Annotated in this window: 14 protein-coding genes; 12 read left to right on the top strand and 2 right to left on the bottom strand. The window is 37.0% G+C overall.

All coding sequences use genetic code 11. The features are described from left to right. Positions 1–169 precede the first annotated feature (169 nt). From spx to K5Q13_RS04445, 10 genes are all read left to right on the top strand, one after another. Positions 170–586: a transcriptional regulator Spx gene (spx, locus tag K5Q13_RS04490; protein ID WP_220740366.1), complete on the top strand. Its 417-nt coding sequence runs from the start codon at positions 170–172 to the stop codon at positions 584–586. 93 nt (positions 587–679) lie between these two features. After that, positions 680–1390: an adaptor protein MecA gene (locus K5Q13_RS04485; RefSeq protein WP_220740364.1), complete on the top strand. Its 711-nt coding sequence runs from the start codon at positions 680–682 to the stop codon at positions 1388–1390. A gap of 65 nt (positions 1391–1455) precedes the next feature. Beyond that, on the top strand, positions 1456–1857 hold the full coding sequence (locus K5Q13_RS04480; protein WP_220740362.1) for a rhodanese-like domain-containing protein: 402 nt from the start codon (positions 1456–1458) through the stop codon (positions 1855–1857). 187 nt (positions 1858–2044) lie between these two features. Then, positions 2045–3055, top strand: coding sequence for a lipoate--protein ligase (gene lplA / locus K5Q13_RS04475; RefSeq protein WP_220740360.1), 1011 nt, complete (start codon positions 2045–2047; stop codon positions 3053–3055). Next, entirely contained in the window at positions 3048–4184 is a 1137-nt protein-coding gene (locus K5Q13_RS04470; RefSeq protein ID WP_220740358.1) for a thiamine pyrophosphate-dependent dehydrogenase E1 component subunit alpha, read from the top strand. The genes lplA and K5Q13_RS04470 overlap by 8 nt, the downstream gene beginning before the upstream one ends. A gap of 1 nt (position 4185) precedes the next feature. Then, positions 4186–5166, top strand: a complete 981-nt coding sequence (locus K5Q13_RS04465; RefSeq protein WP_220740356.1) for an alpha-ketoacid dehydrogenase subunit beta — start codon at positions 4186–4188, stop codon at positions 5164–5166. Further along, the gene (locus K5Q13_RS04460; protein WP_220740354.1) at positions 5159–6469 is read left to right on the top strand and encodes a dihydrolipoamide acetyltransferase family protein; all 1311 of its coding nucleotides are present in this window, start codon (positions 5159–5161) and stop codon (positions 6467–6469) included. Before K5Q13_RS04465 ends, K5Q13_RS04460 begins: the two co-directional genes overlap by 8 nt. 1 nt (position 6470) lies before the next feature. Next, the gene (gene lpdA, locus K5Q13_RS04455) at positions 6471–7886 is read left to right on the top strand and encodes a dihydrolipoyl dehydrogenase (protein ID WP_220740352.1); all 1416 of its coding nucleotides are present in this window, start codon (positions 6471–6473) and stop codon (positions 7884–7886) included. 73 nt (positions 7887–7959) lie between these two features. Further along, the gene (locus tag K5Q13_RS04450) at positions 7960–8748 is read left to right on the top strand and encodes an alpha/beta fold hydrolase (protein ID WP_220740350.1); all 789 of its coding nucleotides are present in this window, start codon (positions 7960–7962) and stop codon (positions 8746–8748) included. Between the two features lie 177 nt (positions 8749–8925). Beyond that, the gene (locus K5Q13_RS04445) at positions 8926–9696 is read left to right on the top strand and encodes an SDR family NAD(P)-dependent oxidoreductase (RefSeq protein ID WP_220740348.1); all 771 of its coding nucleotides are present in this window, start codon (positions 8926–8928) and stop codon (positions 9694–9696) included. A gap of 152 nt (positions 9697–9848) precedes the next feature. Here K5Q13_RS04445 and K5Q13_RS04440 read toward each other — a convergent pair whose 3' ends face one another. Beyond that, the gene (locus K5Q13_RS04440) at positions 9849–10031 is read right to left on the bottom strand and encodes a DUF3042 family protein (protein WP_220740346.1); all 183 of its coding nucleotides are present in this window, start codon (positions 10029–10031) and stop codon (positions 9849–9851) included. A 98-nt stretch (positions 10032–10129) separates the two neighbouring features. Here K5Q13_RS04440 and K5Q13_RS04435 point away from each other — a divergent pair, with 98 nt between their 5' ends. Then, positions 10130–10888, top strand: coding sequence for a glycerophosphodiester phosphodiesterase family protein (locus K5Q13_RS04435; RefSeq protein WP_220740344.1), 759 nt, complete (start codon positions 10130–10132; stop codon positions 10886–10888). After that, positions 10878–11774, top strand: coding sequence for a tRNA (adenosine(37)-N6)-dimethylallyltransferase MiaA (gene miaA, locus K5Q13_RS04430; protein WP_220740342.1), 897 nt, complete (start codon positions 10878–10880; stop codon positions 11772–11774). Before K5Q13_RS04435 ends, miaA begins: the two co-directional genes overlap by 11 nt. Positions 11775–11842: 68 nt before the next feature. Here miaA and K5Q13_RS04425 read toward each other — a convergent pair whose 3' ends face one another. Beyond that, a complete protein-coding gene (locus K5Q13_RS04425; protein WP_220740340.1) occupies positions 11843–13930 on the bottom strand; it encodes a cation:proton antiporter in 2088 nt (695 codons plus the stop codon). Between the last annotated feature and the right edge of the window lie 108 nt (positions 13931–14038).

The following is a 14038-nucleotide window of genomic DNA, read 5'->3' as shown; positions in this document are numbered from 1 at the left end:
TAGTTGCCGGATCGCTGGCTGCGAGGATAGGAAGATGCGGTGCCGTACATAATGAGTGCTCTGAGAAGAGTACTTTTTTCGCGTGTCTATAAAATGGTTCATATACTTTCTTAAGGATATTTGTTATAATAGATCTAATGACTATTGACATTTAAGGAGGCAATATTTAATGGTTACACTGTTTTCATCACCTAGTTGCACTTCTTGTCGAAAGGCAAAGCTATGGTTGGAGAGTCACAATATTTCATATACTGAGCGTGATGTGAATAAAGTGCCATTACGGGCAGAAGAAGTAAAAGAAATACTTCGGTTAACAGAAGATGGTACAGAAGAGTTGATTTCTAAGCGATCAAAAGTATTTTCTAAACTAGATTTTGATATTGATACTATCTCGATTAATAATTTTATTCAATTGATTGTTGAAAATCCATCATTACTAAAGCGTCCGATTATTATGGATGATCGCCGTATGCAAGTTGGATATAATGATGATGAGATACGCCGCTTTTTACCACGAGATGTGCGGCAACGTGAACTCATACGTGCAACATTTCGAGCTGATTTGGAAGATCGGGCAAAATGCTAAGTTTGTGCCTTAGAAAAGTAGGTAGTATCACTTTTTTAACTATTTTTAATATTATGACGTTAAAGTATTCTTTATGAAGGGAACTATTAAATTATGGAAATGGAAAGAATTAATGATAATACAATTCGTGTAATGATTGAAAATACTGATTTGAAAGAACGTGGTATTTCTGTTATGGAGTTGTTAGGTGACCATGATAAGATTGAATCTTTCTTCTATAATATCTTATCAGAAGTAGATGTCGATCATGATTTTAGTGATGACGACCAAGTTAGTTTTCAAATATTACCTAATCGCAATGGATTAGAGTTATTTATTTCACGATTGGATAGTGAAAATCAGGTAGGAGACGTCATTAACAATTTAATGAACTATACTAAAAACAAATCAGAGAGTACAGATGAAATTTCTGATGAACGACGTACTGAATTACAACAAAATGATGATGGTGTATTAGTAGATGACTCACCTACTAATACAAGTAATGGTGAGACTGTACAATCCCTAAACACTGATTCTGAAGTGACCATTGTTCTAAAACTGGTTAATTTTGATTCGATCATCTCAATTGCTAAAATGATACAGACTGATAATGTGATTTCTAATCTATATCGATATGAATCTGTCTTTTATCTTACGTTAAGTTTTCCTACAGATTCAATGACTAAAGATATGATTAAAAACAAAATAGCAGTTGCAATTGAATTTGCTGAAGAAAGTAACATGGCTAATGAAGTACTACGAGAACATGCTGATTCAATTATGGAGACGGATGCCCTTGAGCAAATTAATAAAATTTTTTAAAAAAGCGCATAGGTTTGTTTTTTTTGTTATAATATAGAAATTAATGCTATTAGAAGAGGTAAGTTATGAATTTGTTAACAACTGTGATCGTAGTTGTTATTGCTTGGGGGCTTGTTGCCTTAGGTAGTTGGTTATGGATTTTCTTGTCTGCAAAGACAAGTGCTACCCTACTTAAGTCTACGGAATTTTCAGAAAAAATATTAACTGAAAATGGTCAAATTATTGATGTGCGTGAATCTGCAGCGTATAAACGCTCGCATGTCATGGGTGCTCGTAATATTCCGTCAACCAATTTTACGCAAGGTAAATCAGGATTAAGAAAAGACCGTGATATATTTTTATATGACGAGCGTTTACGCGATGTTGCTCGCGTTAGCAAATCTTTAAAAAAGCAGGGATACGATAAAAATAAAATTTTTATTTTGCGTGGTGGCTTTAGTAGCTATGAAGGCAAGAAAACAAATTAATTATTAGAATAAGATCAATATTTGGGAGGTTACTTTGCTCTCCAAGTATTGGTCTTTTTTTTTGAGGTCATCATATATTTAGTGGTGATGTGCACATCTAAAAACAAAGAAAAATCTACGTTAATTTCAGAAAACAGGTGTATAATATGTAATGTAAGCGGTTACAAAAGGAAGGGGGCGGACAATAATGCAATATATAAATTATTTTAATCAAGATGCATATACTAATATAGCTATGGATGCTTGGTTATTGAAAAATTTAAAACCTGAAAAACCAGTTTTTTCTCTATGGCAAAATAAGCGTGCTGTGATTGTTGGTGAAAACCAAAACACATTTTCAGAGGTCAATTCAAATTATATTGACACACATGATGTTCAAGTTGTGCGACGCGTATCTGGTGGTGGGGCTGTCTATCATGATTTAGGAAATATTTGCTTTACATTTTTTGTACCAGTATCTAGTAGTGCGGGTGTTGATTTTAGTCAATTTGTTAAACCTATGGCCGATGCTTTGGAATCACTTGGAATTCATGTAGATATTTCTGGTAGAAATGATTTGGAAATCGCTGGAAAAAAGATTTCTGGGAATGCCCAACGTTATGCTGGTGGTTATTTAATGCACCACGGTACATTACTTTGGAATACTGATGTCGATGCAATGGTTCGTTCACTAAATGTGGCGGATGAAAAGTTTATATCAAAGGCAGCTAAATCTGTTCGTTCACGTGTTGGTAATATAAAGGATTATGCTTCAAAAGACTTAACAATTGATAAATTTATAGCACAACTAAAATTTTATTTAACTGATGAAGACCGAGATGGTGAATATGAATTAAATGCTAATCAAAAGGCTGATATTTTGAAATTACGCGATGAACAGTTTTCACAATGGTCTTGGAATTATGGTAAAAGTCCGGAGTTCATGTATAACAATCATGCAAAATTTGGTGGTGGTAGTATTGATGTTCAGATTGATGTCCATGACGGGGAAATAACAGATATTAATTTTACAGGGGACTTCTTAGGTGTGCGTGATTGGCGAGAAATGAAGTCACAATTTATAGGATTGCCGTTTAAACGTGAAGTGATTGCTAGTATTCTAGAGCAAAATAAAGAGGGGCAATATTTTGGAAGTATTAAAAATAGTGAATTAGTAGAAACCTTTTTTCAGAAAGATGAGGTAGAAAATTATGACTGATATAGCAGTAGCGAATAAGAAAATACTTGATTTTGATGACCAACTTCAAGAACAAAATGATACTTTTCCCACACTCCAAATTTTAAATAGCAGTGGTGAAATTATAGATGATGAATCGTTACAACGCGCTAATTTATCAAGTGATGATTTAATAAACATTATGAAACGGATGATTTTAAGTCGACAGTTGGATATTAGATCGACAAAGTTAGCCAAACAAGGCAGATTTGGTTTTTTTGCACCGACAGCAGGTCAAGAAGCGTCCCAAATGGCATCTTCATATGCGTTCAAAGATGAAGATTGGTTAATGCCTGGATATCGTGATATTCCAGAAATTATTGTCAAAGGTTGGCCAATTTGGAAAGCAATTTTGTGGTCTCGTGGCCATGTCTTGGGAAACGTTTTTACAACAGAAGACGGCAAGCCTGTGAATTCATGGATGCCCCAAATTATTATTGGTGCGCAATATGTTGAAGCGGCAGGTATTGCACTTGGCATGAAAAAACGCCAAAAAGATGCTGTCGCATACGCCTATACTGGTGAGGGTGGTTCATCACAGGGCGATTTTTATGAGGGTGTGAACTTTGCAGGCGCATATAAAGCTAATGCAGTTTTCTTCATACAAAACAATGGATTTGCTATTTCAACACCGCGTGCTATGCAAACAGCAGCAACGCATTTAGCAGCAAAAGGTTGGGCAGCTGGCATACCAAGTCTAGTTGTCGATGGCAATGACCCAATTGCAGTTTATCTAGCTGCCAAGGAGGCACGTGCATGGGCAACGAGTGGGAAGGGACCTGTGTTAATTGAAACGTTGACGAATCGATTAGAACCACATTCAACGGCTGGAGATGATCCATTACGTTATCGTACACAAGAGGACATTGATGAATCTTGGCAAAAAGAACCATTAATTCGGATGAGACATTATATGACGCAACAAGGTATTTGGAATCAAGAGAAGGAAGATACTTATGTTAAAGAAGTTAATGAACATATTGACGAGCAAATTAAAATAGCTGATAAAGTGTCTAAACAAAAAATTTCTGATTTTATTAAAAATACACTTGAAGTACCTGGATTCGCTATGTCTGAACAAATTACCAGATTTGAAAGCGAGGGAAAGTAACATGGCTGTTAAAAGTTATATTGATGCTGTTCGTGAAGCAATGGATTTAGCACTTGAAAAAGATGATAACGTCCTTATTTTTGGTGAAGACGTTGGAAAAAATGGTGGTGTTTTCAGAGCAACGGATGGGTTGCAAGATAAGTATGGCGAGGCGCGTGTTTTTAATACACCCTTAGCTGAATCTGGTATTGGCGGTTTAGCAATAGGATTAACAACGCAAGATTATCGACCAATTATGGAAATTCAATTTTTTGGTTTTGTGTTTGAGGTGATGGATTCGATTGCGGGGCAAATGGCACGAAATCGTTATAGATTCAATGGTACGCGTAGCATGCCGATTGTCTTGCGATCACCATATGGAGGCGGTACGAAAACACCTGAGATGCATGCTGATAATCTAGAAGGTATGGTGGCTCAAATTCCTGGTATACGTGTCGTTATGCCAGCAAATCCTGCTGATGCCAAAGGCTTACTGTTAAGCTCAGTGGAATCAAATGATCCTGTTGTGTTTTTGGAAAATATACACTTATACCGGTCATTAAAAGGCGAAGTTCCCGATGGATATTACACAGTGCCATTAGATAAAGCAGCTATTGCACGTGAGGGAACAGATGTATCAATTATTTCCTACGGTGGAGGCGTACCGGTTGCATTAAAAGCTGCAGAGGAATTGAAGAAAGCCAATATTTCTGCGGAGGTTTTAGATTTGCGAACGGTATCACCACTTGATATTCAAAGTATTGGCAATACTGTTAGTAAAACCGGTCGAGTTGTCGTCGTTCAGGAAGCACAAAGGATGGCTGGAATTGGTGCCAACGTCATGAGTGAAATTTCGGAACGCTTCATATTAAGTCTGAAGGCACCAATTGGACGTATTGCTGCACCAGATTCTGTCTATCCTTTTGGACAGGCAGAAAATGATTGGATGATTAAAGCTGATGATGTTGTGGCAAAAGTAATGGAGGTTGTGAATTATGACTGAGATTTTTAAAATGCCAGATATTGGTGAAGGCATGGCAGAGGGGGATATTACATCATGGTTGATTAAGGTAGGTGATGTAATTGCAATGGACGATCCTGTTGCCGAAGTTCAAAATGATAAAATGATGCAAGAAATTTTATCACCATACAGCGGAAAGGTCACTAAGTTATTTGTTGAGGCGGGCACTACGGTTGAAGTTGGTGACTCACTGATTGAGTTTGATGGTAATGGTGGTGAAACACCTGAACAAGTTGAATCCAAGCCACAAAAAAGTGAAGAAATACAGACAATCGAGACGCCTGTTGAACCAAACGTAGCAGTAAATAGTAGTGATACTTCAAATGTTCAAACGGTAAACGGTCATGTATTGGCAATGCCTTCCGTACGACATCTTGCATTTGAAAAAGGGATTGACTTAACTCAAGTTCCGGCAACTGGTCGACATGGACATGTCACGATAGATGATGTGGTTAACTTCCATGATGTTTTGCCACAGCAAGAACAAGTGACTAACAATACTGTTCCAGAAACGGTATCAGCAACATCGACGCAAGCAGAAGTGACAACGAGTCACGTAACGATAGATGAGCCAGAGCCTCTTCATGAAGGTCGCCAACCTATGACTCCAATTCGTAAGGTTATTGCAAAATCGATGAGCGCACAACATACAACGATTCCCGCAGTGACAAATTTTGACAGTGTTGAAGTGAGCAAGTTAGTAGCGCATCGTCAGCAATTCAAAACGTTGGCTAATGAACAGGGTGTCCGATTGACATATCTTGCTTACGTCGTTAAGGCATTGACGGCAACTGCAAAAAAGTTCCCAGAGATTAACGCTAGCTTGGATATGAAAACTCAAGAAATTATATATCATGATGATGTGAACATGGGTATTGCGGTTAATGCACCATCTGGACTATTTGTTCCGGTGATTGCTCATACTGATAAAAAGTCGATTTTACAAATTGCACAAGAAATTGCTGAACTAGCTGATGCTGTTAGAGATGGTTCAATTAAACCTAAGCAAATGCAAGGTAGCACGATGACAATTTCAAATTTAGGGTCAGCACGAGGCACATGGTTTACACCGATTATTAATGGTCATGAGGTTATTATTTTAGGTCTGGGTTCTATTGTGAAAGAACCGGTTGTTAATAGTGATGGTGAGATTGTTATTGGGCAGAATATGAAACTGTCATTAACTTATGATCACCGTTTGATTGATGGTATGTTAGGGCAAACTGCATTGAATTATTTGAAACAGTTGTTGGCAGATCCAGCGTATATGTTAGTGGAGGTTTAAGATGGTTGTTGGCGCACAAGCACGTGAAATTGACACAGTAATTATTGGCTCAGGACCTGGAGGCTATGTTGCAGCAATTCGTGCAGCAGAATTGGGACAAAAAGTTACTATTATTGAACGTGAAAATATTGGTGGTGTTTGTTTAAATATCGGCTGCATGCCATCTAAAGCTTTAATTAATGTAGGTCATCACTACCGACAAGCACATGAAGATGAAACAGCTCCCTTTGGTTTACATGTTGGTGAACTGACATTAGACTGGCAAAAAACGCAAGAATGGAAACAACATCAAGTGGTGGATACGCTAACAAATGGTGTCAAAATGTTACTAAAAAAACACCACGTTGATATTATTAAAGGGGATGCGACATTTAACGATAACGAGACTCTCAACGTTGTTCAAAAGGATGGTCATGAGTTATTGCAGTTTAACAACGCCATTATCGCTACTGGTTCGCGACCAATTGAAATTCCAACAATGCCATTTGGTGGACGTATCGTTGACTCTACTGGGGCTTTGGAATTTCCGGAAATTCCAAGGCGACTCATTATTGTTGGTGGCGGTGTTATTGGTTCTGAATTGGGTGGCGTGTATGCTAATCTTGGAACTGAGGTAACAATTATTGAAGGTTTGGATCACACGTTAAATGGTTTTGATTCAGAAATGACGAAACCTGTTTTAACTGATTTTAAACAGCATGGCGGTCAAATTGTAACTTCGGCAACAGCAAAGTCGGCAACACAAACAGAAAATAATGTGAGTTTAACTTATGAAGTGAACGGTAAAGAACAAACAATAACAGGTGATTATTTACTTGTTGCTGTTGGACGTCGAGCAAATACGGATGATATTGGGCTAAATAATACTGATGTTAAGCTAAATGATCATGGGTTAGTTGATATTTCAGACAGCATGCAAACGACCGTGGCGCACATTTATGCAATCGGGGATATTACATCAGGACCACAATTGGCGCATAAAGCAAGTTTCCAAGGTAAAATTGCGGCAGCAGCAATTTCTGGTGAACCACAAGCACGAGACATGCATTACTCGCTACCAGCTGTTGCCTATACGCAATATGAACTGGCTACAACAGGTGACACACCTGAATCAGTGAAAGAAAAAAATCTTGATGTGATAATAGCCAAATTCCCATTCGCTGCTAATGGTCGTGCTATTTCAATGATTGAGACAACTGGATTTATTCGATTGATCAGTGACAAGTCAACGCATGCACTACTAGGTGCACAAATTGTTGGACCAAGCGCATCTGATTTAATCTCTGAATTGTCATTGGCTATTGAAAATGGTTTGACAACAAATGATATTTCATTAACAATTCATCCACATCCTACTTTAGGAGAAACCATTATGGATACTGCTGAATTAGCAGATGGCGTGCCAATTCATATTTAGTTGTTTTTAAAAATATAGTTGATAAAATAAAGTTGCCGTACTTTGGTAACTTTATTTCGGATTGGGGATAAAAATGGCAACTTTGACAACGCGTGATGATGTGACATTAGACTATCATACTTATGGACAGGGACAGCCAATTATCTTAATTGCTGGTTATTCTGGTAATCAAGCAACTTGGACCGCACAGATTCATGGCTTAATGGATATGGGATTACAGGTTATTACTTATGATCGCCGTAATCATGGAGCAAGTAGTAGTGTTTCTTATGGCATGCGAATGTCTCGACATGGGCAGGATTTGGCTGAATTAATCAAGATGTTACAATTAAAACGGCCAATTTTATTAGGGCATTCGATGGGAGCCAGTACGATTTGGGCATATTTATCGCTATATGGTGATGATAATATTGCAGCAATCATTACTGAAGACCAAGTACCATTGATGATTAGCCAAAAGGATTGGTCGTATGGTTTATTTGACGTCAATATGGCGGATCTACAAGTTGCTATTGAACGCTTACCTCAAACAAAATTAACACGATTAAAGTTGTCAGATGAGATAAAACTTGTGATTGGTCAAAATTATCAACCATTTGATTTTAAATTTAATCAACCGTTATTATTAAACAGCTTGATACAAGATTGGCGTGATGTTGTGCGTCGCGAGCAGGTTCCTCATTTATTTATTGCTGGTGATGCGTCTCCGTTATGGCCGGCTGATCATGCCAAAGTAGCATCAAACATGGCACCAAAGGGTCGTTATGCGATGGTGAAGGGTGCGGGACACATTCCGCATCTTGAAGATCCAGTGACGTTTAATACTATTGTGAGAAATTTTATTCGGGAGCTTCGTATTTAAAAAGCAAGGGAAATTAAAGAGGTGGTTCTACTATTTGTTAACACCAATTGACACTAATAGTCAGATTGTCAAATCCTATTAATAACTTTAGACATACAAGAGTCATTCTTTGACAGTAACAGTAAATCGGTATAAAATGTAACCGATTATAACTAAACAAGTCATTGGAGGCATAAAATGAGTGACGTACAAAATTTATTTGATTTAACTGGAAAAGTAGCAATTGTAACGGGTGGTGCTTCTGGGCTAGGAAAATATTATTCTCAAGCGTTACTTGATGCTGGTGCAGATGTTTTTGTGGTAAGTCGTTCAAAAAAAGGGTGGCAAGGGCTCCAAGATTTTGCTGCACAACGTGGCAGAAAAGTTGCATTTTTCACGCAAGACTTAACTGCTGATGGCGCAGCAAATCGTGTTATTCGTGAATTTAAGCAAACATTCCCAACGTTAGATATTTTAATTAACAATGCTGGTGTGCAAATTCGTAATGATTTAGTTGCGTATAAGGATGATGATTGGCAAAAAGTCATTGATGTTAACTTGAATGCATTGTACTATCTTTCTCACGAAGCTGCTAAAGTTATGATTGAGCAAAAATCCGGCAAAATAATAAATATTGGTTCAATGCAATCATTTCGAGCAGGAAAATTTATTTATCCATATGCAGCCAGTAAACATGGTGTTATTGGACTCACGAAGGCTTATGCAGACGCGTTGGCACCATATGGCATTCAAGTTAATTCATTGGCACCAGGATACATTGACACAGATATGACTAAAGCATTGCAAGAAGACGATGTACGTAACACAGAAATTTTAAATCATATACCTGCAGGTCATTGGGCAAAGCCATCAGAATTAGTTGGAACGATAGTTTATCTTTCAAGTGCAGCGTCTAATTATGTTACTGGCGCCACGATTCCGGTTGATGGTGGATATTTATTGCGTTAATTTGAAAAAGCAGCTAAAATAATAGCTGCTTTTTGTGTTAACATATGATCTTGTAAATTTGAGCGTAAAAAGTAGGATAGCAAATTAAAAAGCCTGACGTCTATTCCAAGTTTAGAACGTCAGGCTATTATTTTGCTTAATTTATTTAAATTTTAGAAACGTGATTGATGTGCGGCTACACTACGACGAATAGCTTGTTTTGAAACTTCTTCATGGTGTTCTTCTGCTTTTTGTGTTGGTTTAACAACTGTCTGACGGTAACCAAGTGCAGTAGCTGCAGCAATGGCAACTGAACTAAGTACACCAACGATGACACCTGATTTAAATGATTTCATAATATTAATACCCTCTTTCTTAATTTTTATTAAGTTTCCTTAAAGACTATTATCGACTATTTTAGTATATTTGTAAATGAATTTAGTATAATTAAATTATGAATAAAAAAACAGATATTATTGCTCACCGAGGTTATCGTGTTGTAGCACCAGAAAATACAATACCCGCCTTTGAAGCTGCCTTGGCTTATCAACCGGATATGTTAGAAATGGATATTCATCGTACGAAAGATGGCCATTTGGTTGTTATCCACGATGAAAAAGTTGATCGAACAACGAATGGCACGGGATTTGTTAAGGATCTTACTTTGGCTGAAATAAAATCACTTGATGCAGGCAGTTATAAGCAACCGATAATGCAAGATGTTAAAATCCCGACATTCACAGAGTTCTTAACTTTTTTACGTGATATCAATTTTGATCAGACATTATTATTGGAAATTAAAACAGACCATGTGAGTTATCCAGGCATTGAACAAGAAATATTGGAAATGATTACTAGCTTTCGACCAAAGTATCATATTATTTATCAAAGTTTTAACTTAGAAACATTGATAAGATTGCGTAAATTAGATGCTCATGTGACTATTGCGGCACTAGTTTTTTGGGCATCACCCAAAGTTTATTGGTTGAAAATACGGGGCATCTTTGACTATATTCATTCAGATATTCGTATTTTAAAGAAAAAGCCTAAGATGTTTTGGTGGCCAAATATTCATATGCGTATTTGGACTGTTGACAGTGAAGAAGATATGCGACGTGTGTTTCAAGCCGGATTAAAAGGAATGATTACAAATCAAGTTGCCTTGGCGACAAGAATACGTGAAGAAATACAAGGTGATCGACATGGCAAGTGAACCTAAAATATTAGTAATTACTGGACCGACTGCTTCAGGGAAAAGTGATTTAGCAATTGCTATGGCACAGCAATTTAATGGTGAAATTATTTCTGCAGATGCATTGCAGGTTTATCGTGATTTGGATATTGGTACAGCAAAGGTCAGTGTTGAAGAACAACAAATGATACCGCATCATTTGCTTGATATTTTAGATATGACGTCAAGTTTTTCTGTTGCTGAGTTTGTTCAATTAGCTGATCAGACCATTGCAGATATTGTGTCACGTGGTAAGTTACCAGTTATTGCTGGTGGTACAGGGTTTTATGTCAAAGCTTTGGTTGGACATCAGGCTTTAGATTTTGTGGCTAGTGAGCCACAAGAGATAGCGGCACTTCGACAACAATCGTTAGAAAGCCTAGTTACTGAATTAATGACACTTGATGATAGTCTTGCGCAACGAGTAGACCTTCATAATAAACAAAGAGTCATACGTGCAATTGAAATCGCACGTCATGGACAACATCATGATAGTATTGAACGGCCAAAATATGATGCATATATTGTTGCCGTGGACTGGCCACGTGATATTTTGTATGAACGCATTAATGCACGTGCCCATAATATGTTAGATGCTGGTGTATTAGATGAAGCGCGCAATATTCTTATGGCAGGTGGTGAAGAATTACAAGCAGGGAAAGCCATTGGTTATAAGGAGTTTTTTCCATATTTACAGGGATCAGTCTCTTTAGAGACAGCCATTTCAAATTTACAACAAGATTCAAGGCGCTATGCCAAACGTCAATTGACTTATTTACGGCATCAAATACCAGGATTGCTATGGATTCAAGGCGCAACAGCAAAAAATGAGTTAACGCAATTAGTTAAACATTGGCTATCACGTTAATAGTTTCCTTAAAAATAAGCATTGCCATTAATGGCAATGCTTATTTTTAAATTGGCTTGGATAGTTTGTCAGTCATTAAGAGACTGAACTTGTCGTAGTTGTTGTAATTGTAGGGTTTGTGCTTGATTAATTTCATTGTATAAAATGTTAGCAATACTATCAGAAATATGGCTATTCGTAAGCTCTTGTTGGATAAAGTTATATTCTGATTGAAATGCTTTCATATACAAAGCACTGTCTATAGCAGGTGCATCTTTTTTGTAATCACGTTTGATTGCAGAGAAGTAGCGGTCTAATTCACGACGGACATAAACAATATGCTGATTATCTGTCGCATGTTTTTCAAGACGTTGACGTAATAAATCATTTAAGTATGTGTGTACGACTATAATGACCTCGTCATTGAGTTTAAGAAGGGCATTTTTAGTATCCAACCACTGTTGTTGTGTATCTGTATATTTTGTTTGTATATTTTTTTGGAACAATACACCTTTATTGCGTATTTCTTTCCTGTGATGAAAATACCATTTGGTACGTTTATATTTGTTTTTCAGGCGCTGGTTTGTTTGCTTAAATAAATTAATTGGATTACGAGTTTGAACCGGTTTTAAGACACGATTAATGATTTTTTGATAAATATTAACGGTTTTTGCATCGTAACTTGAATTAACATGTTCGGTTTGAAGATAATTTAAAATGAATTGTGTTGTTTGTTCGAATAATTCTTGATAGTTTTTTGTAACTTTGTCACGCTGATTAATAGTTTTTGAAAAGCCTTTTTGTGATTGTAATTGGTCTGTTAATGTTTCGCGAATATTATGATCTTTCACAGTTTCAAGTGCTTCTAAGGTTGCATAGTCAACCATTTGATCGCGCACAGCATCAAGTGTTTCTGCTGTAAAGTTATTCGCTTTTGCAGGTAACATGATTGGTAGCGAAATTGCACTCACTAACATGCTAATTAAGATAACCATTGTGGCAACGATGATTAGTTCCTCACGGTACGGAAAAATTTGACCACCAATTCGATTAGGTAATGAAAATACCATGGCTAAAGTGACAGTCCCGTGAACACCGCTGATAGCAAAAAGCCTAGCATTGAAAATATGGTTTTTATCGCTTTTATCGCCAAAAAAAGTGATAGTATCCCTAGTATCGGCATTTCTCGCCCATAAGAAACGGACAACAAACATAGTTAGATAAATTAAACATGACAATACTAGTAATTGAGCTGAAAGAGAAAAACCAATACGGGCTATTTCATGCCAAACTGCGGGTAGAGACACACCTAAAATTAGAAAAACTATGCTATTTAATATGTTAGCAATGGTTCCCCATACTGTGGATTGCGTTAACTGAACACGGGTAGAAGTTAATCTTAGTTTGCTAGATTCCCAATTATGAACAATACCAGTTGCGACAACGGCAAGAATACCAGATGTACCAAAATATTCCGCCAGTAGGTAGACGGCAAAAGGGGTTAAGAGACTCAGCGGAATAATGGTTGTTTCAGGATCACTGGCTCGAAAATTCAGCATGGTTCGGAGCCAAACAAGCAAAAATCCACTGACAATACCAATAATAACGCCACCAGTAGCAACAAAAACAAAATGTTGCAATCCATTAAAAATAGAAAATGAGCCTTTTTCTAATACCGATAATGCCAAATCTAACATTACTAATCCAGTAGCATCGTTAAATAAAGATTCGAGTTCGAGTGCCTCGTCTACGCCATCTGGCATGTCGGTGCCAGAAGTAAATGATTTGACAGCTACGGCATCAGTCGGTACGACAATGGCAGCTAATGCGATGGCTAGCGGTAGTGTCCATGATACTTCAATATAATTTGCAAGCACACCAACAGCTGCCGCCGAAGCAATTGCCAATATAACAGAGAGGGATAAAATAATATTGAAACGTTTTTTGATTTTTTGAAATGATTGTTTTTGACCATCTAAGAACATCAGTGGTGCAATAACCATTAACATGAAAAATTCTGGTTCGAGTTCAAAATTTTTAAATATTGGTGTTAGAGACAAACATACACCAACAAAAATTAAAATAAATGCCTCAGGTATTTTAGGAATGAATTGTTGAATGATGTTAGTACCTATGACACCAATTAACAACAATGAGAGTGAATATAAAATAGTCATGAATCTATCCCCTATTTAGAATTTTATGATACAAGTATATACTTCAGAAAATTTAAAAGTGTTACCATGCCACAATTATAACAAACGATATTTACGATTGTTAGTCGA

The sequence above is a fragment of the Leuconostoc miyukkimchii genome (assembly GCF_019656055.1).
Classification (GTDB): Bacteria; Bacillota; Bacilli; order Lactobacillales; family Lactobacillaceae; genus Leuconostoc; species Leuconostoc miyukkimchii.
This window is presented reverse-complemented; position numbering and strand designations above follow the sequence as displayed.

Coding starts and splice junctions, on each gene's coding strand:
- spx (WP_220740366.1), top strand. CDS start 170: ATGGTTACACTGTTTTCATCACCTAGTTGCACTTCTTGTCGAAAGGCA.
- K5Q13_RS04485 (WP_220740364.1), top strand. CDS start 680: ATGGAAATGGAAAGAATTAATGATAATACAATTCGTGTAATGATTGAA.
- K5Q13_RS04480 (WP_220740362.1), top strand. CDS start 1,456: ATGAATTTGTTAACAACTGTGATCGTAGTTGTTATTGCTTGGGGGCTT.
- lplA (WP_220740360.1), top strand. CDS start 2,045: ATGCAATATATAAATTATTTTAATCAAGATGCATATACTAATATAGCT.
- K5Q13_RS04470 (WP_220740358.1), top strand. CDS start 3,048: ATGACTGATATAGCAGTAGCGAATAAGAAAATACTTGATTTTGATGAC.
- K5Q13_RS04465 (WP_220740356.1), top strand. CDS start 4,186: ATGGCTGTTAAAAGTTATATTGATGCTGTTCGTGAAGCAATGGATTTA.
- K5Q13_RS04460 (WP_220740354.1), top strand. CDS start 5,159: ATGACTGAGATTTTTAAAATGCCAGATATTGGTGAAGGCATGGCAGAG.
- lpdA (WP_220740352.1), top strand. CDS start 6,471: ATGGTTGTTGGCGCACAAGCACGTGAAATTGACACAGTAATTATTGGC.
- K5Q13_RS04450 (WP_220740350.1), top strand. CDS start 7,960: ATGGCAACTTTGACAACGCGTGATGATGTGACATTAGACTATCATACT.
- K5Q13_RS04445 (WP_220740348.1), top strand. CDS start 8,926: ATGAGTGACGTACAAAATTTATTTGATTTAACTGGAAAAGTAGCAATT.
- K5Q13_RS04440 (WP_220740346.1), bottom strand. CDS start 10,031: ATGAAATCATTTAAATCAGGTGTCATCGTTGGTGTACTTAGTTCAGTT.
- K5Q13_RS04435 (WP_220740344.1), top strand. CDS start 10,130: ATGAATAAAAAAACAGATATTATTGCTCACCGAGGTTATCGTGTTGTA.
- miaA (WP_220740342.1), top strand. CDS start 10,878: ATGGCAAGTGAACCTAAAATATTAGTAATTACTGGACCGACTGCTTCA.
- K5Q13_RS04425 (WP_220740340.1), bottom strand. CDS start 13,930: ATGACTATTTTATATTCACTCTCATTGTTGTTAATTGGTGTCATAGGT.